19 protein-coding genes are annotated in these 17424 nt (G+C 65.8%); 8 read left to right on the plus strand and 11 right to left on the minus strand.

Translation table 11 applies throughout. The features are described from left to right. The first annotated feature begins 41 nt into the window (after window positions 1-41). Entirely contained in the window at window positions 42-425 is a 384-nt protein-coding gene (locus tag ON00_RS16770; RefSeq protein WP_010407774.1) for a winged helix-turn-helix domain-containing protein, read from the plus strand. Here ON00_RS16770 and ON00_RS16775 read toward each other — a convergent pair. The 7 genes from ON00_RS16775 to hpnI form a co-directional block, all read right to left on the minus strand. Further along, window positions 409-918 carry a hypothetical protein gene (locus ON00_RS16775; RefSeq protein WP_010407777.1) on the minus strand — a complete coding sequence of 170 codons (510 nt, stop codon included), beginning with the start codon at window positions 916-918 and terminating at the stop codon, window positions 409-411. The two genes, ON00_RS16770 and ON00_RS16775, sit on opposite strands and share 17 nt — an antisense overlap. A gap of 78 nt (window positions 919-996) precedes the next feature. After that, complete coding sequence (locus ON00_RS16780; protein WP_010407779.1) at window positions 997-1971, minus strand: lysylphosphatidylglycerol synthase domain-containing protein; 975 nt, start codon at window positions 1969-1971, stop codon at window positions 997-999. 217 nt (window positions 1972-2188) lie between these two features. Further along, on the minus strand, window positions 2189-3091 hold the full coding sequence (locus ON00_RS16785) for a ferritin-like domain-containing protein (protein WP_010407782.1): 903 nt from the start codon (window positions 3089-3091) through the stop codon (window positions 2189-2191). 15 nt (window positions 3092-3106) lie between these two features. Beyond that, window positions 3107-3931: a hopanoid biosynthesis-associated protein HpnK gene (gene hpnK / locus ON00_RS16790; protein WP_010407785.1), complete on the minus strand. Its 825-nt coding sequence runs from the start codon at window positions 3929-3931 to the stop codon at window positions 3107-3109. Further along, window positions 3928-4125 carry a hypothetical protein gene (locus tag ON00_RS16795; RefSeq protein WP_010407788.1) on the minus strand — a complete coding sequence of 66 codons (198 nt, stop codon included), beginning with the start codon at window positions 4123-4125 and terminating at the stop codon, window positions 3928-3930. Before ON00_RS16795 ends, hpnK begins: the two co-directional genes overlap by 4 nt. Before the next feature lie 9 nt (window positions 4126-4134). Next, entirely contained in the window at window positions 4135-5580 is a 1446-nt protein-coding gene (gene hpnJ / locus ON00_RS16800; protein ID WP_010407791.1) for a hopanoid biosynthesis associated radical SAM protein HpnJ, read from the minus strand. Beyond that, on the minus strand, window positions 5577-6743 hold the full coding sequence (hpnI, locus tag ON00_RS16805) for a bacteriohopanetetrol glucosamine biosynthesis glycosyltransferase HpnI (protein ID WP_010407794.1): 1167 nt from the start codon (window positions 6741-6743) through the stop codon (window positions 5577-5579). Before hpnI ends, hpnJ begins: the two co-directional genes overlap by 4 nt. 159 nt (window positions 6744-6902) lie before the next feature. Between hpnI and hpnA the strand changes: the two genes are divergently transcribed. The 7 genes from hpnA (at window position 6903) to ON00_RS16840 (ending at window position 14674) form a co-directional block, all read left to right on the plus strand. Continuing rightward, window positions 6903-7901: a hopanoid-associated sugar epimerase gene (hpnA, locus tag ON00_RS16810; RefSeq protein ID WP_010407796.1), complete on the plus strand. Its 999-nt coding sequence runs from the start codon at window positions 6903-6905 to the stop codon at window positions 7899-7901. A 144-nt stretch (window positions 7902-8045) separates the two neighbouring features. Continuing rightward, window positions 8046-9047, plus strand: coding sequence for a glycosyltransferase (locus ON00_RS16815; protein WP_010407801.1), 1002 nt, complete (start codon window positions 8046-8048; stop codon window positions 9045-9047). Then, the gene (gene hpnC, locus ON00_RS16820) at window positions 9044-9895 is read left to right on the plus strand and encodes a squalene synthase HpnC (RefSeq protein WP_010407802.1); all 852 of its coding nucleotides are present in this window, start codon (window positions 9044-9046) and stop codon (window positions 9893-9895) included. The genes ON00_RS16815 and hpnC overlap by 4 nt, the downstream gene beginning before the upstream one ends. Continuing rightward, window positions 9892-10731 (plus strand): presqualene diphosphate synthase HpnD, encoded by an 840-nt coding sequence (hpnD, locus tag ON00_RS16825; protein WP_010407804.1) that lies wholly within the window; start codon window positions 9892-9894, stop codon window positions 10729-10731. Before hpnC ends, hpnD begins: the two co-directional genes overlap by 4 nt. A 44-nt stretch (window positions 10732-10775) precedes the next feature. Further along, window positions 10776-11996 (plus strand): hydroxysqualene dehydroxylase HpnE, encoded by a 1221-nt coding sequence (hpnE, locus tag ON00_RS16830; protein ID WP_010407808.1) that lies wholly within the window; start codon window positions 10776-10778, stop codon window positions 11994-11996. A 9-nt stretch (window positions 11997-12005) separates the two neighbouring features. Then, window positions 12006-13955: a squalene--hopene cyclase gene (gene shc, locus ON00_RS16835; protein WP_010407811.1), complete on the plus strand. Its 1950-nt coding sequence runs from the start codon at window positions 12006-12008 to the stop codon at window positions 13953-13955. Then, the gene (locus tag ON00_RS16840) at window positions 13952-14674 is read left to right on the plus strand and encodes a phosphorylase family protein (protein WP_010407814.1); all 723 of its coding nucleotides are present in this window, start codon (window positions 13952-13954) and stop codon (window positions 14672-14674) included. The genes shc and ON00_RS16840 overlap by 4 nt, the downstream gene beginning before the upstream one ends. Here ON00_RS16840 and ON00_RS16845 read toward each other — a convergent pair. Genes ON00_RS16845 through ispH form a run of 4 tightly spaced genes read right to left on the minus strand, consistent with a single transcriptional unit; the run spans window position 14649 to window position 17340 of the window. After that, window positions 14649-14927 carry a DUF6883 domain-containing protein gene (locus tag ON00_RS16845; RefSeq protein WP_245535594.1) on the minus strand — a complete coding sequence of 93 codons (279 nt, stop codon included), beginning with the start codon at window positions 14925-14927 and terminating at the stop codon, window positions 14649-14651. The genes ON00_RS16840 and ON00_RS16845 overlap by 26 nt on opposite strands. Before the next feature lie 49 nt (window positions 14928-14976). Continuing rightward, a complete protein-coding gene (locus ON00_RS16850; RefSeq protein ID WP_010407819.1) occupies window positions 14977-15216 on the minus strand; it encodes a DUF4926 domain-containing protein in 240 nt (79 codons plus the stop codon). Between the two features lie 10 nt (window positions 15217-15226). Then, the gene (gene hpnH, locus ON00_RS16855) at window positions 15227-16372 is read right to left on the minus strand and encodes an adenosyl-hopene transferase HpnH (RefSeq protein ID WP_010407823.1); all 1146 of its coding nucleotides are present in this window, start codon (window positions 16370-16372) and stop codon (window positions 15227-15229) included. Window positions 16373-16380: 8 nt separating this feature from the next. Next, the gene (ispH, locus tag ON00_RS16860; protein ID WP_010407825.1) at window positions 16381-17340 is read right to left on the minus strand and encodes a 4-hydroxy-3-methylbut-2-enyl diphosphate reductase; all 960 of its coding nucleotides are present in this window, start codon (window positions 17338-17340) and stop codon (window positions 16381-16383) included. Window positions 17341-17424: the final 84 nt, after the last annotated feature.

Raw genomic sequence — 17424 nt, forward strand, 5'->3', positions numbered from 1 at the left:
TTGCCACCATGCTAGGGCTTGGCGCTGCAACGGAGGCGGGGATGCGGATCGGCCAGCTCAAGATCAAGGCGCAGATCTATTGCGGCGATGAGCTGGCAATGGGGCCGGGCAAGGCCGATCTGCTCGAAGCGATCGACCGCGAAGGATCGATCTCGGGCGGTGGGCGCGCGATGGGGATGAGCTATCGCCGTTCGTGGTTGCTGGTCGACAGCATGAACCGGTGCTGGACCGAGAAATTGGTCGAGACGGTGGCGGGCGGCGGACAGGCGCGTGGGGCCAGCTTGACCGCAATGGGTCGTGCGGTGCTGACGGCCTATCGGACGCTCGAGGCCAATCTCGCCGCCAGTGCCGATGCGGTGCCGATGGCCGAGCTCGACGCGATGCTGCGCGCCGAACCGCTGCCGCCGGTCAGGGAAGCGCCGTAACCAGCACCGGCGTCGCGGCATCCTTGCTGCCCGAGATTTGCAGCACATAGCGGCCCGGACGAAGTTTGAAATCGACCATTTTGCGGATGCCGCTGCACGCAGGGCCATGCTCGTGCGCGACCGAGGTGAGCGCGGTGTGCGCCCGCACCATATCGATCCACGCGCCCGCACCGAGCGCGACGCGGTAGGTCCCTGCGCGCCGCACGGTGACGCCCAGCAAGCCCCCCATGCTGCCGGGCGCGGGCGGCTTCCCCGGCGCGAGCCGGTAGCGAACGGTGTCGGTCGGGGCGAGCATCACCTCCACGCGCTTGCCGATCGTCACCTTGGTATGCGCCAGCGTGGGCGCGTCGGTGGCGGCGGCGAGGCTGAGGCCGGTCTGCCAGGCCGCTAGGCTTGCGGGCAGCGGCGCGGGCGGCGTCGGGCACGGAACCGGCGCATCGGGCGCAGCGGCGATCAGCAAGGGGAGGGCCAGCAGCAGGGTCATCGGTTGCATGATCGGATCACCTTCACTGGACTATATCCTACGCTATACGGCGGCGCACTGGCTTGGGCAATTGACGCCGCGCAAAGCTCAACTGACGACGCGGCGATATTCTCCAATTTGCCACACCAGCAAGGCCGGTACTGCGATAACCACGTCGCGCGCGCGCTTGAGCAGCGACAGCGCCAGCGCGGTCGCGGGTGGCAGGCCGACCAGCGGGCCGATCAGTACATAGGCGGCCTCCTGCACCCCGATCGCGCCGGGAATGGCAAAGGCGACGCTGCGCAGCGTGAAGATCAGCGCCTCGATCATCAGCACCGCCCATAACGGCACCTGGCTGCCCATGAACCACAAGGCGATCCAGGCACCGGTGGCGCTGGCCAGCCAGGCGGCAAGGTTGAACAGGAAGGCGGCGATGACGCGGCGCGGCTCGCGGTAAATCGCGTCGAGCTGATCGCGCACCGCCGCCATCGCCGCGACCGAGCCCGGCAGCAAGCGCGCGCCGAGCGACCCGGCGAGCTTCAGCATCGGCCGCTGTGCGAACACGAACAGCAGCATCAGCGCGACCATCGCGCCCACGCCCCCCAGCGCCAGCGGAACGAGCCCCTGCTGAACCGCCGCATGCGTCAGCACCAGCAGCAACACGCCGACCCCGAACAGCGTGAAGATCAATTGCGCGGCCATCTCGGTCGTCAAATCGGCGATCATCGAGGCGTAGATCACCGACTGCGGTACGCCGAACGCGGCCAGCGTCCGTGCGCCAACGACCAGGCCACCGAGTTGCGAGAAGGGCAGGATATCGGTCGCGGCCTCGCGCGTGGTGCGCGCCCACACGAACAGCCACAAGCGGTCCGCAGTCTCACTTGGCGCGACCGCGACCCACGCCATGCCAAGCAAGCCGAGCACGCCGCCCGACCACAAGACAAAGCTCGCCATGCCGAGCCAGCCGATCGACGCCATCGCCGCGCCGACTTGCACGAGCCCGACCGTGCCGACCGCGCCCGCAGCGACGATCAGCCCGATAACGGTGGCAAGGAGCAGCCCGATCCGGGCGGGGCGGTTCATAGCAGCGGGGACACCATAAGCGGCATTTCGGGCGGCGTAGGCTGGATCGTTCGCGCGGAGGCGCGGAGACGCGGAGCGCCTGCGCACAAAGTGAGGCGAGTCTCTATATTTTTACCGCGATCGTGATGGGACGTGTCGGGCTTTGACATCGCCTCCGCGTCTCCGCGTCTCCGCGCGAACCAATCAACCCCAGTCAAAGTCATCCACCCCGAAAGCTTTACGCTGCCTTGGCAGATTTCTTCCCTCCCATAAAGCGCAACGCAAGCCGGATTGCACCCGGAACGAATTTCGGGCGGATCAGCCGCTGGTCATAGACGGACAGCCTTCGGTCGTTTTCGGACAGGCAGATCGCGGCGAGTTCGGGGAATTCGATTTCGACGCCCAGTTCCTTGGAGCCGTTGAGCGTGAAATTGTTTTCCTGCGCCTTGGTGTTGTTCTCACCCATGCCCTTGGCCATGTCGATCCGTTCCCAGATCAGGAACAGCCACACCACCCACACTTTCAGCTCGAAATAGGGCCGCCGCCACCACGGCATATTGCGCCGCCACCACGCCACCCAATTGACGAAGAACAGGATATGCCGTCCTTCCTCGCGCATCACGGGTTCGAACGTGTCGACCAGCTCAGGCGGAAAGAAGCCGGAATCCTTGGCGATCTTGAACAGGCCAAAGCCGAAGAAACTGTCGATGCATTCGGAAAAGCCGGTGCGCATGAACGCGAATTCGGGGTCGCGCGGGCGTTTATACGCTTCCTCCGGCTGCAACTCGATTCCGTAAAAGGTCACCATGTCGGCCAGCACGATCTTGTGGCGGCTTTCCTCAAACGCGTTCATGTCGATCGCGTCGCGCAGCAGCGGATCGGTGATCTGCTCGCCATAGGTTTTGACGTTCATGCCCGCGCGGCCTTCGGTCGCGACGGCAATGTCCCAGATCGGCAGCGACACGATCCGGTTGCGGGTCTCGTCGTCCAGCACCGGCCAGTCGATCAACGCCGGTCGATAGGGATCGTGCGTGTCGAGCATGGTGCGGCAGAACAGGATTTTGTGGGCCGTGCTGCCAAGCGGGACGGGAGCACCGGGCGCGGGGGATGCGGGGGCAAGCGATTTGGAGATGAAATTCATGGGGCCTTTCTCCCGCTAGAGATCGGCGAAGCGCGCCAATCTAATATCGTTACGCGTAACGATCGAACGGGCTTGCGGATCCAGCAACGCCGCCAATTCCGCTTCATATTGATAGCCCGGCGCGGCCAAGGGGTAGGTTCCGGTCGCGGGATGCAGGTAAATTTCGTTCACGCCATCGGGCAGGTTTTCGAGAATGCCGCGCAACCGCGCCGCGTGCATCGCGCCCGACCAGGCGAGGCCAAAGGTGCGGTCAGGCACCTTCATCCCTGCGGCACGGCCTGAGCGCTGGATATGGCGCGCGAACGGCTTGGCGATGTCGAGCCCGGTCACCGGTTCGAACGCCGCCAGCGACGCGCGCTCCTCAACCGGCGCGCGCAGCGCCTTCATCCCGTGGCGCAGCCCGACCTTCAGCAGCGTCGCCCCGATCACCGGGTGCAAATGCATATGCTTGTGCGAATTGACATGGTCGAGCGCCAGTCCCGTCGCCGCGAACAAGGCGAACTGCGCTTCGATCTCGGCCTCCAACTGGCGGCGCACCGACGGCTTGGCCAGCAGCGCCAGCGCGACCGGCAAGGATTCGATCCGGAACTGCCCGTGCGCATCGACCAGGTCGGGAATGTCCGATGGCGGCAAAGCGGGCGGGGTCTCGGCCAGCGCAACGTGCAGCCCGACGCCCAGCGTCGGCGTCGCGTGCGCGCGCTCCACCGCGTCGGCGGCGGCATCGCCCGTCACCATCAGGCTGGTGACGGTCAGCACCCCCTCGCGGTTGGCCTGTTCGACCGCGCGATTGACCTCGATCGACACGCCGAAATCATCGGCGGTGATGATCGCGGTCTTCACCGGCGGGGAAACCCGTAAAATTCGGGGTCGGCCAGCACCGCATCGGCCACATTGCCCGGGCTGGCGACGGCGACGCGACGCAACACCGCGATCATCGCGTCGCGGTCGCCCGCGCGCACCGCCGCATCCCAGGCTTCTTCGCGACCGGTCGCGGCGATCCGCTCATTGACGGTCATCTCGGCAAGCGTGGTCATGGCCGTGCCTTATGCAGCTTCCTTGCGGCGGCGCAGGAAGTCGAAAAATTCAACCCCCTCGCGCAGGCGACGCTTCATCATGTCCCAATCGGTCAGCATTTCGCGGACGATTTCCCAGATCTTCGACGGGCGGAAATAGAAGCGCTTGTAGAACTCCTCGACCTTGTCGAAAATCACCGCCGAGGACAGATGCGGATAGCTCAACTGCGCGATCTGGTTGCCGCCATCGGTCAGCAGATCGTGCGAGCTGTCGAACCAGCCATTTTCGGTCGCCTGCTTGTACAGGAAGGTGCCGGGATAGGGTGCCGCCAGCGACACCTGGATGGTGTGCGGGTTGATTTCCTTGGCGTAGTTGATCGTCTCCTCGATCGTCTCCAGCGTCTCGCCGGGCAGGCCGAGGATGAAGGTGCCGTGGATGGTCAGGCCAAGCGCATGCGCATCCTTGGTGAACTGCCGCGCGACATCGGTGCGCAGCCCCTTCTTGATGTTGTGCAGAATCTGCTGATTGCCGCTTTCATAGCCGACGAGCAGCACGCGACAGCCGCCTTCCTTCATCGCCTTCAGCACGGGCTGGGGCACGTTCGCCTTGGCATTGCAGCCCCAGGTGACGCGGAACCCCGGCGTGCCGAAGCCGAGCTTGCGCAGCTCGCCCGACAACTCGACGACGAAATCGTGCGCGTCGGCGAGCGTATCGTCGTCGAAGAAGATCTCGTTCACCTCGGGCATTTCCTTGAGGATGTATTTCACTTCCTCAATGACCTTGGGGACGCTGCGGTGGCGATAGCGATGCCCGCTGATCGTTTGCGGCCACAGGCAGAAGGTGCAGCGGCTCTTGCAGCCGCGCCCGGTGTAGAACGAGACATACGGATGGCGCTGATAGCCGCCATAATATTTCGACGTATCGAGATCGCGCTTATAGATCGGCGAGACCATCGGGAGGACGTCCATGTCCTCGATCTGCGCGCGGTCCTTGTTGCGCACGATCGTCCCGTCGGGCGCGCGCCACGTGATGCCGTCGATTTCGGCAAAGGGGCGGCCTTCGGCCAGCTCGACGCAGGTGAAATCATATTCCTCGCGGCAGACCAGATCGATCGCCTCGCACGCCTCGAGACTCGCCTTGTCCTCGATCATCACCTTGGCGCCGACAAAGGCGACGATGATCTTCGGGTTGCGCTCCTTGATCAGGCGCGCGGTGCGGATGTCCTGGTTGAAGCTCGGCGTCGAGGTGTGGAGAATGACCAAATCGCGATCGTCGAATGCGTGCGCGATGTCCTCCCACGACTGGTCGTGCGCGGGCGCGTCGATCAGCTTCGATCCCTCGATCATCGCCGCCGGCTGGGCGATCCAGGTCGGATACCAGAAGGATTTGACCTCGCGCTTCATCTGGTAGCGCGCCCCGGCACCGCCGTCATACCCGTCGAACGAGGGTGCCTGGAGGAAAAGGGTCCGCATCATGCTTGTTGCTCCGTGGAGGCCGAGACAATGCGGCCGTCCGTCTTCATTTTAAGTGTTGCACCGCGCCAATCAACCGACCGCACGAAGAAGCTCGCGATATACACCGCAAAAGCCAGGCCATCATGCAGCAGCGCCATCCACAGCGGTGCGATCCGCCCCCCTACTGCTGCATCGACGTTTCGCACAACCACCAACCGCGCAATTGCTGCTGCAAGGGCGAGCAAAAGCCCGAACTGTGGCGCATACAGCGCAGCCAAGAGCGCGGTGGGGAAGGGCAGGCCGATGACAATGCCGACATAGGGCCAGAAGGCGACGTCCCGGACGGTCGCGCCCCAGCGAAGCTCGTGCCGCCATAGTTGCGACAGGCTGGTTTCGTCGCAGGCGTGCGTTACCAGAACCGGCGGCACCGCGACGCTGAGGCCGAGCGCGCGCACGCCCTCGCCAATCGCATAATCGTCGGCCAGCACATCGGCGAAGCGTTGGAAGCCGCCGATCTTGTCGAGCGTGTCGCGCTTGAGCGCTATCGTCGATCCCATGCACGGCGCGGCCAGCCGATTCGACACCCCAAAGGCCACGCCCAGCATGAATTGATAGGTCACTCCCGCTGCGACCAGGCGCGACCAGAAACCGGCATCGCCGCGCCCGGAATAAATGCAGGTCACCGCGCCCACCGCTGGATCGTCCAGCGTGGCGAGCAGTTGCGCCAGATAATCGGGCGCGACCGCGATGTCGCTGTCGCTGAGCACCACAAAGGGATGGCGCGCGGCGCGGTCCATGTTGATGAGGTTGGAGAGTTTGCCGCTCGCGCCGTGGATCGTGGGATCGATCACCAGCTCGATATCGGCGTGCGGATAGGCGGCCTTCAGCGCCTCGACCACCGCGATCGCCGGATCGTCGGCGCGCTGCACACCGCACACGAGTTGCAGCGGCCCGGCATGGTCCTGCGTCAGGAAGGTCGCGAGATTGTCGAACAGACGCGGTTCGGCCCCATAAAGCGGCTTGAGCAGGGTAACGGCTTCGGTGCGGGCGGGCGCTGGTCTGGCACCAGCGAAAAAGCGCCGGAACACGATCGCTGCGGCCACCGAATAGACGATGCCGAACACCGCCAGCACGATCGCCAGCCAGCCCAGCGCCGTTCCGATACTCTGCAGAATGTGGGTCACGATGCCTCCCTCGTAACGCCGCGCGGGGGACGGGTATAGGCGCGCGGACATGAAAAAGCTGTCATGTTCGCACCGGTTCGGTCCTTTCTGCCTGTCCGCTGCCCCTTGGTATTTGCTCTTGCGCCGCGTCGCACTAAAGCCACCGCCACTGGAGGCTGCTTGACCGATCGACCCATCATCCTTGTCACCGGCGTCTCCGGTTTTGTCGGCTCGGCCGTCGCGCGGCGGCTGGCAGCGGGCGGCGCGCGCGTGCGCGGGCTGGCGCGGGCAAGCAGCGCGCGGACCAATTTGGCGGATTTTCCGGGCGAACTGGTCGAGGGTGACGCGCGCGATGCCGCTGCGATGGCGCGGGCGATGGCGGGCGTGGCGCACCTCTATCATGTCGCTGCCGACTATCGGATTTGGGCACCCGACCCCGAAGAGATCGTCCGCAACAATCTCGCCAGCACGCGCGCCGTGATGCAGGCGGCGCTGGCCGCCGGGGTCGAGCGAATCGTCTATACCAGCAGCGTGGCGACGCTGCGGCCCGACCACGGCAAACCCTCCGACGAAACGCGCCCGGCCACGCCCGAACAGGCGGTCGGTGCCTATAAGCGTAGCAAGGTGGTGGCCGAGCGGCTGGTTGAGGCGATGGTGGCCGAGCAGGGGCTGCCCGCAGTGATCGTCAATCCCTCGACCCCGATCGGCCCGCGCGATGCGCGCCCGACGCCGACCGGGCGAATCATCGTCGAGGCGGCGTCGGGGCGGATGCCCGCCTTTGTCGAAAGCGGCTTGAACCTCGTCCATGTCGATGACGTGGCCGAGGGCCATATCGCGGCAATGGAACGCGGCCGGATTGGCGAGCGCTATGTGCTGGGCGGGCAGGATGTGTCGCTGCGCGAGATGCTGGCGAGTGTGGCGGCGATCGTCGGGCGCAAGCCGCCGACCGTGCAGATCCCGCGCGCGCCGCTCTTCCCGCTGGCGTGGATCAACGAACAGGTCGCGCGGGTGACAGGCAAGGAGCCGTTCCTGACGCTGGATGCGCTGCGCATGGCCGCACACGACATGTATTATGCGAGCACCAAGGCCGAGACCGAACTCGGCTATCGCGGACGGCCTTATCGCGTGGCGCTGGAGGATGCGGTGGCGTGGTTCCGCCAGGCGGGGATGCTGGCGTGATCGCGCTCGGAATTGCCACGCTGTCGCTGTTGATCTGGATCGTGCTGGCGCTTGGGCGCGACGGCTTCTGGCTGACGCGCGAGCGGGATGGCGCGATTGCTCCCCTCCCTGGAAGGGAGGGGAGAAGGAGGGGCATGGCCGTCCGTGGTCGCGGTCGTGCCCGCGCGCGATGAAGCCGAGGTGATCGCCGAATCGATCGCCAGCCTCGCCGCGCAGGACTATCCCGGCGACTTCCGCATCATCCTGGTCGATGATTCGAGCAGCGACGGCACCGCCGACATCGCCCGCGCCGTGGGATCGGACCGTTTGCAGATCGTCACCGGCGCGCCGCTCGCGTCCGGCTGGACCGGCAAATTGTGGGCGGTCTCGCAAGGCATCGCTGCGGCAGACGACGCGCCCGACTATCTGCTGCTGACCGACGCCGACATCGCGCACGCGCCCGACAGTGTGCGCAGCCTGGTCACCCGCGCGGTGGCGGATGATCGCGTGCTGGTCTCGCTCATGGCGCGGCTACGCTGCGAGAGTCTGGCCGAGCGTGCGCTGATCCCCGCCTTCGTCTGGTTTTTCCAGATGCTCTACCCCTTCGCCACGGTGAACCGGCGCGGGCGCGGCCTTGGCGCGGCGGCCGGCGGGGTGATGCTGGTGCAGCGTCGCGCGCTGGCGGCGGCGGGCGGGATTGCGGCGGTGCGCTCCGCGCTGATCGACGATTGCGCATTCGGTGCGTTGATGAAGCGGCAGGGGGCGGTGTGGCTTGGCCTGACCGATCGCGCGCTCAGCATTCGGCGTTACGACACATGGGGCTCGGTCGCGGCGATGATCTCGCGCTCCGCCTACGCCCAGCTTCGCTATTCGCCGTTGCTGCTGGCGGGCACCACGCTCGGCCTCGCACTGACCTATCTCGCGCCGCCGGTGCTGGCGATTTTCGCGCGCGGCGCGGCGCATTATGCAGCGCTGGCGGCCTGGGCTATCATGGCGCTGCTGTTCCAGCCGATGCTGCAATTTTACCGTCGTTCGCCACTTTGGGGACCTGCCTTGCCGTTGATCGCAACCTTTTATGCAGGCTGTACGCTGCTGTCGGCGTGGCAGCACAGGCGCGGACGCGGGGGCCTGTGGAAGGGCCGCGTTCAGGCGGATCTGTCGGCATGAGCACCGCGACCACCGCCACCGCGCTTGCCTCGGGCAAGGGGCATAAGGACGAGAATTTTCCCGTCGCCTCGGTGTTGTTGAAGCGCGAGCATCGCGCGCCCGTGATGGCCTTCTACCATTTCGCGCGCGCGGCCGATGATGTCGCCGATAACGCCGCCGCCTCGGCCGACGAGAAATTGGCGCTGCTCGCTGCGATGCGCGCGTCGATCCTCGGCACCGAGGATAGCGACGCGCCTTCGGTGGCGCTGCGCGCGACGATGGAGGCGCATCGGCTAAGCCCGCAGCACGCGCTCGATCTGCTCGTCGCGTTCGAGCGCGATTGCACGGTCGATCGCTACGCCAATTGGACGGCGTTGCTCGACTATTGCCGCTATTCGGCGATGCCGGTCGGGCGCTATGTGCTCGACGTACATGGCGAGGATCACGCCACCTGGCCCGCGTCGGACGCATTGTGCGCGGCGCTACAGGTCATCAACCACACGCAGGATTGCGCCAAGGATTTCCGCGCGATCGGGCGAGTCTACCTCCCGGCGGATGTCATGGCGGCGCATGGCGCGACGGTCGAGGATCTAAGCCAGCCGACGGCCACCCCGGCGCTGCGCGCGGTGATCCGCGATCTGGCGGCGCGATCGGGCGTATTGCTGGCGCAGTCGGCGGGTTTCGCCGCGGCGATTCGCGATCGTCGCTTGGGGATTGAGGTGGCGATCATCCACCGCCTTGCCGCCAGCCTGACCGCGCGCCTGAAAGTGCGCGATCCGCTCTCGGAACGCGTCCACCACCGCGCGCGCGAGGCGTTTGGGCTCGCAGCGTTGGCGGCGGCAAAGCAAGTGGTTAAGGGGCGGGCATGAACCCCAAGGCGACCCCGGCGCATCTTCAGGCACAAGTCTCGCGCAGCTCCTTCTACGCCGGGATGCGCGTCCTGCCGCGCGCGCAGCGCGAGGCGATGTACGCGGTTTATGCCTTTTGCCGCGCGGTCGATGACATCGCCGATGACGAGATCGGCGATCGTCCAGCGCGCGCGGCCGCACTGGAAACGTGGCGTGCGGATATCGAGTCGCTCTACGCCGGAGGCGATCCGGGGCAGGCGGCGTTGGTGGCGGAGGCGGTGCGCCGTTTCGCGCTCGACAAGGCCGATTTTCTAGCGGTGATCGACGGCATGGCGATGGATGTCGCCGAGGATGTTCGCTGGCCGACCATGGCCACGCTGGACCTGTATTGCGACCGCGTCGCTTCGGCGGTGGGGCGCTTGTCGGTCAAGATCTTCGGGATGGAGGAGGAGACCGGCATCGCGTTGGCGCACCATCTCGGCCTCGCCTTGCAATTCACCAATATCCTGCGCGACGTGGATGAAGACGCCGCGATCGGGCGCGTCTATCTGCCGCTGGAGCCGTTGCAGGCGGCGGGCATTCCGCTCGGCGATCCGCTGGCTGTGGTTGGCGATGCGCGCGTCGATGCCGCTGCACGCGTGCTGGCGGCGCGCGCGCACGAACATTTCCGCGCAGCCGAGGCGATTTTGGCGAAGCGGCCACGCGGGCATTTGCTGGCACCGCGACTGATGGCGGCGGTGTACGCGCCGATTTTGGTGCGGATGGAGGCGATGGGCTGGGCCCCCCCGCGCGAGCGGATCAAGGTCAACAAGGCCGCGTTGCTGTTCACCGTGTTGCGGCTCAGCCTGTTCCGTTGAAGCGCGCGGATTCTATCGGGCGGGTCCGGATTGTCGGGGCCGGGATGGCGGGGCTTGCCGCCGCCGTCGATCTCGCGCGCGCCGGGCATAAGGCGGAGCTGGTCGATGGTGCGGCGCAAGCGGGCGGGCGCTGCCGCAGCTATCACGATCCGCAGCTCGGGCGGACGATCGACAATGGCAACCATCTGGTGCTGTCGGGCAATCGCGCGGTGGTGGACTATCTCGCGACGATCGGCGCGAGCGACCGGCTGAGCGGGCCACTCCATGCCGATTTCCCGTTCGTCGACCGGCGCAGCGGCGCGCGCTGGGCGGTGCGCATCAATGACGGGCCGGTGCCATGGTGGATCTTCCGCGATGGCCGCCGCGTGCCAGGCACGCGGGCGGGCGATTATCTGCGGCTGGCGGGGCTGCTGGGTGGTGCGGCCACGCAGACGGTGGGCGACCGGATCGATGCGCGCGGGGGCGTGTGGGACAAATTAATCGAGCCGGTGTTGCTCGCGGTGCTCAATACGGCGGCGGCATCGGGCTCGGCGGGGTTGTCGGCTGCGGTGTTACGGGAGACGCTCGGCAAAGGCGGCCGCGCGATGCGGCCGCGCATTGCGGAGCCAACGCTGGCGGCGGCATTCGTCGACCCGGCGGTTTCGTGGCTGGAGCAGCAGGGCACGACATTGACGCTCGGGCGGCGGCTCCGCGGCCTTCGTTTTGCCGAGGATCGCGTCGTCGCGCTTGATTTCGGGAGCGGCGAAGAGCCGGTCGCGGCGGAGGAGACGGTGATCCTGGCGGTGCCGCCCTGGGTCGCGGCGTCGTTGGTGCCGGGGTTGACCGTGCCCGATGATTTCCGCGCGATCGTCAACGCGCACTTTGCCTACACGCCGCCACCCGGCGTGGCGCCGATGATCGGCGTGATCGGCGGGACGGCGGAATGGATCTTCTCTTTTGCCGATCGCATCTCGGTGACGGTCAGCGCCGCCGATCATTTGGTCGACACCGACCGGGCAGACCTCGCCGCGACCTTCTGGGCGGATATCGCCGCGATCCACGGGCTGCCGCCGACGCTGCCGCCGTGGCAGATCGTCAAGGAAAAGCGCGCCACCTTCGCCGCCACGCCCGAACAGGACGCCAAGCGTCCGCCTGCCGCCACGCGCTGGCGCAACCTGTTTTTGGCGGGCGACTGGACGCAAACGGGTCTGCCCGCGACGATCGAAGGCGCCTTGCGATCGGGCGAGACCGCTGCCCGCTTGGCGCGGGGTGCCCGGCTCGGCTAAGGCGCAGGCATGAGCATCGATACGATAGACCGCAGCGCCCTGTTGGAAGAAGCCGATGCCACGGCGAGCAAGGCTGCCGCCGCACTGGGCGGGCTGCAGAATGCCGACGGGCATTGGGTGTTCGAGCTGGAAGCCGACGCCACCATCCCGGCTGAATATGTGCTGCTGCGCCATTATCTGGGCGAACCGCGCAACGCCGAGATCGAGCGCAAGATCGGCGTCTATCTGCGCCGGATCCAGTCGCCATCGCATCACGGCTGGGGCCTGTTCCATGGCGGCGCCTTCGATGTCAGCGCGAGCGTAAAGGCCTATTTCGCGCTCAAGATGATCGGCGATTCGATCGATGCGCCGCACATGGTGCAAGCTCGCACGGCGATCCACAAAGCGGGCGGGGCGGCGGCTGCCAACGTCTTCACGCGCATCCAGCTGGCGCTGTTCGGCGCGGGGCCGTGGAGCGTGGTGCCGACGCTGCCGGTCGAGCTGATCCTGCTGCCGCGCTGGTTCCCGGTGCATCTGTCCAAAATGTCCTATTGGGCGCGCACGGTGATCGTGCCGCTGCTGGTGCTGGCGGCGAAGAAGCCGGTCGCGCGCAATCCCTCGGGCGTGCTGGTCGACGAACTCTACACGACCAAGCGCGCCAAGCTGGTCAGCAAGGCGGCGGGCACCAAGCAGGCGTGGACCACCTTCTTCAACGGCCTCGATGTCGTGCTGAAGGGCGTCGAGCCGCTGTGGCCCAAGGGTACGCGCCAGCGCGCGATCGACGCCTGCGTCACCTTCGTGACCGAGCGGTTGAACGGCGTCGACGGGCTGGGCGCGATCTATCCGGCGATGGCGAACAGCGTGATGATGTTCGATTGCCTGGGCTATCCGGAGGATCACCCGGCGCGGGCGATCGCGCGCGAATCGGTCGAGCGACTGCTCGTGGTCAAGGACGACGAGGCCTATTGCCAGCCCTGCGTCTCGCCGGTGTGGGATACAGCGCTCGCCTCGCACGCAATGCTGGAAGCGGGGGGCGAGGAGGCAGAGGCGCGCGCGGCGGCGGGGCTGGCGTGGCTCAAGCCGCTGCAAGTGCTCGACGTGAAGGGCGATTGGGCCGAGGAAAAGCCGGATGTCCGCCCCGGCGGCTGGGCGTTCCAATATAATAACGCGCATTACCCCGATCTCGACGATACCGCCGTGGTGGTGATGGCGATGGACCGCGCCAAGGACCGCACCCCCGCCGCCTATGACGAATCGATCGCGCGCGGGGTCGAATGGACCGTCGGGCTGCAAAGTAAGGATGGCGGCTGGGGCGCGTTCGATGCCGACAACAGCTATCATTATCTCAACAACATCCCCTTTGCCGATCATGGCGCGCTGCTCGATCCGCCGACCAGCGACGTCACCGCGCGCGTGGTGTCGATGCTGGCGCAATTGGGCGAGACCGATACGCCCCGGATGAAGGCGGCGCTGGCCTTCCTGGAGAAGGAACAGATGCCCGATGGCAGTTGGTTCGGGCGCTGGGGGGTGAATTACATTTACGGCACCTGGTCGGTGCTGTGCGCTTTGAACGCCGCCGGGCTCGATGCGAAGCATCCGATGGTGCGCAAAGGCGCCGACTGGCTGATCCACATCCAGAATCTCGACGGCGGCTGGGGCGAGGATTGCGAGAGCTATGCGCTCGATTACAAAGGGTACACGCCTGCACCCTCGACCGCCTCGCAGACCGGCTGGGCGCTGCTCGCGCTGATGGCGGCGGGCAAGGTCGATCATCCCGCGGTCGAGCGCGGAATCCGCCATTTGATCTCGACGCAGGCCGCCGACGGGCTGTGGGGGCAGGAGAAATATACCGGCGGCGGTTTCCCGCGCGTCTTCTACCTGCGCTATCACGGCTATCCGGCGTATTTCCCGCTTTGGGCGGTGGCGCGCTATCGCAATCTGAAGCGCTCGAACGATCCGCGCCCGGCGTTCGGAATGTGACGATCCTCGTCGCCTGCGGGCTGACGCGCGAGGCGGCGATCATCGCGCGACCGGGCGTGGTCGTGGTGGCGGGCGGCGGCGATGCGCTGCGGCTGGAGCGCGAACTGGAGGCGGCGGCAGGCGGCGTTTCCGCGGTGCTCTCCTGCGGCGTGGCGGGCGCGCTCGATCCGGCCTTACGGGCAGGGGATGTCGTGGTCGGAACGCTTCACACCCCGTTCGTTTCGAGCGAAGTCGAGAAACCTGCGATGGTGCCAGGTTTCTCGACTTCGCTCGAAACGAACGGTGGGTTGGTCGCGTACCTTGCCTCCGCACTCCCCAATGCCCACCGCGGCACCATCGTTGGCGCGGACCAGATCATCGCCTCTGTCGTCGAAAAAGCTGCCCTCTATGCCGCCACCGGCGCAATCGCAGTCGACATGGAATCGCACATAGCCGCCCGCGTCGCCGCGCGGCACGACCTGCCCTTCGCGATTTTGCGCACGATCTCGGACAGCGCCGATCACGCGCTGCCGCCCGCTGCTCTGGTCGGCATGAAGCCCGATGGCGGCGTCGCACTCGGCGCGATCCTCGCATCGCTGGCGCGCAACCCGGCGCAACTCCCCGCGCTGATCCGCACCGGCCGCGATGCCGGTGCGGCGTTTACCGCGTTACGTCGCGCGCTCTCGTCAGTGGATCTGGCTTTGAGGAACTGGGCTATTCGGTCGCAGGATAGGCCGTAACCAGCCGCTGAAGTTTCGAGCCCTTCTCCAGAAACCAGACCGAGCGAATGCACGGGTCACGACCATCAGGGGTTCTCAGCGTACACTGAACGATGCTTTTCGTGCCGAAATTATTTTCCTGAACCGCGATAATTTGGTTGCTGTCCGGGTGTGCCAGCAAGGCTTCCAACAGCACGACATGGGCATCGAGCGAGAAGCCGAAGCGCGTGAAATATGCCGCTTTCGACTTTCCGAACGGGTGTTCGGCGTTCAACAAATATTCGAGGACCTTCGCCTCGGTTATGAGGCGACCACCGGATAGCCTAGCCATCCAGCGCGGCGACCTCGTTTGCCCTGAGCGTCAGGAGCGCGTGAAACGGGGTCATGAATTCGACCTCGAAGGCTTCGCCATTCTGGTGGCGGAACACCGCCGTTCCCAAGGTGCCGACCGGCAATCGGCCTTCGTCGAGCGTTACCTGTGCCAGCAAGCGCACGACATCCAGTTCCTGAATCGCACTTGCGGCGTGGCCGGGACCGCCTTTCGCAACAGGTTTCCCGGCCATCACATCATCCTTACGCCGCGCGCTGGGTGCGCTTGAAGCCCTCGGGGTCGGCGGCCTTGATCTTCGCGAGTTCGCGCTCGACGTGTAGCGAGTGGACGTCGGTCGCCTTGCGGGCGTTGGACAGGTCGATGTCAGGGGCCATCGGCCCTTCGGTGCGCACGCCGTTGCGGCCAATTGCGAACATCTTCAGCGGATGGCGGATCGAATCGCTCGCCGCCGTGCCTTCGAACCCGCAATGCACCATGCAGTTCGAGCACTTTTCATATTTGCCGACGCCGTACTGATCCCAGTCGGTGCCTTCCATCAGCTCGGCAAAGGTGTCGACATAGCCCTCGCCGACCAGATAGCATGGCTTCTGCCAGCCGAAGACGGTGCGCAGCGGCATCGACCACGGCGTGCATTCATAGGTCTGGTTGCCCGCAAGGAAATCGAGGAACAAGGGCGAGTTGGTGAAGGTCCACGCCTTGCCGCCGTCACCTTTCCGGAACACATCACGGAAGAAATTCTTGGTGCGTTCGCGCGTCAGGAAATGCTCCTGGTCGGCGGCGCGTTCGTAGGAATAGCCGGGTGAGATGGTAATCTCTACGCCACGCTTCTGCATTTCGTCGAAGAACGCGGCGAGGCGGCTCGGGTCCGCGCCATCGAACACGGTGCAGTTGACCTGGACGCGGAAGCCCTTGGCCTTGGCCATTTCGATCGCTTCGATCGCGACTTCATAGGTGCCGGCCTGGTCGACCGCATGGTCGTGCATGCCCTTGTCGCCATCGAGATGGATCGACCAGGTGAAGTAGGGCGAGGGCTTATAATCGTCGATCTTCTTCTTCATCAGCAGAGCGTTGGTGCACAGGATGACGAACTTTTTCTTCGCGATATAGCCCTGGACGATCTTGGGCATGTCGCGGTGGAGCAACGGCTCGCCGCCTGCGATCGACACGGCAGGCGCGCCGCATTCGTCGATCGCGTCCATGCATTGGTCATAGGACAGGCGCTGGTTGAGGATCGCATCGGGATAATCGATCTTGCCGCAGCCCGGGCACGCCAGATTGCAGCGCAGCAGCGGCTCCAGCATCAGCACGAGCGGATATTTGCCGCCCTTGATGTGGTTCTTGAGGGTATAGGCGCCGATGCGCGCCAGCGGTGCAAAAGGAAGGCTCATGGGGGTTCCTATGCGCTCAAAACGCGCTGTTGGGAAGTTGCTGGCGGATCGCGCAACTCGCGCGGCAGGCCGAATTCGAGCGATTCCTCAACGCCTGCCAGCTGGGTGACCTCGACCGGGCCGAGCTTGCGCAACGCCGCGATCACGCTGTCGACCAGCTCGTCGGGTGCAGACGCGCCCGCGGTAAGGCCGACGCGCTCAATGCCTTCGAACCATGCCGGATCGATCGCGCTGCCATCGGCGACGAGATAGCTCGGCAACCCTTCATCCGCGCCCAGGTCGCGCAGGCGGCTAGAGTTGGAGCTGTTTTCGGAGCCCACCACCAGCAGCAGATCGGCGACCTTGCACAGATCGCGCACCGCGCTCTGGCGGTTCTGCGTCGCGTAGCAGATTTCGGAAACGTCGGGCCCGATCAAATTGGTGAAGCGCCGGGCCAAAGCGGCGATGACGTTCTTGGTGTCGTCCACGCTCAGCGTCGTCTGGGTGATATAGGCGATTTCGGCATCTTCGGGGATGTCGAGCGCGGCCACATCGGCCTCGGTCGAGACAAGATGGACCGGCGCATCGACTTGCCCGCGCGTGCCGATCACTTCGGCATGGCCTTCATGCCCGATCATCACCAGCGTGCGCCCGGCCTTGGCATAGCGCCGACCCTGCAAATGCACCTTGGTGACCAAAGGACAGGTCGCGTCGAACACCGGCAGCTTGCGCGCCTTGGCCTCTTCCTCGACGGTTCGCGCGACGCCGTGCGCGCTGAACACCGTCATCGCGCCTTCGGGCACATCGGACAGTTCCTCGACAAACACGGCACCCTTCGCGCGCAGCGTGTCGACGACATGGCGGTTATGGACGATTTCGTGGCGGACGTAGACCGGCGCGCCGTAGCGGTCGATCGCGCGCTCGACGATTTCGATCGCGCGTACCACGCCTGCGCAGAAACCGCGCGGGTTGGCCAAAATTACTTGCAAAAACAGTCCTTCCGTCCGCTCAAAATGCCGAAAACCGGGCGCGGGACCGGAGGGCACGCACACGGATCCGTCATGTATGCCTCC

The sequence above is a fragment of the Sphingomonas echinoides ATCC 14820 genome (assembly GCF_000241465.1).
Taxonomy (GTDB): domain Bacteria; phylum Pseudomonadota; class Alphaproteobacteria; order Sphingomonadales; family Sphingomonadaceae; genus Sphingomonas; species Sphingomonas echinoides.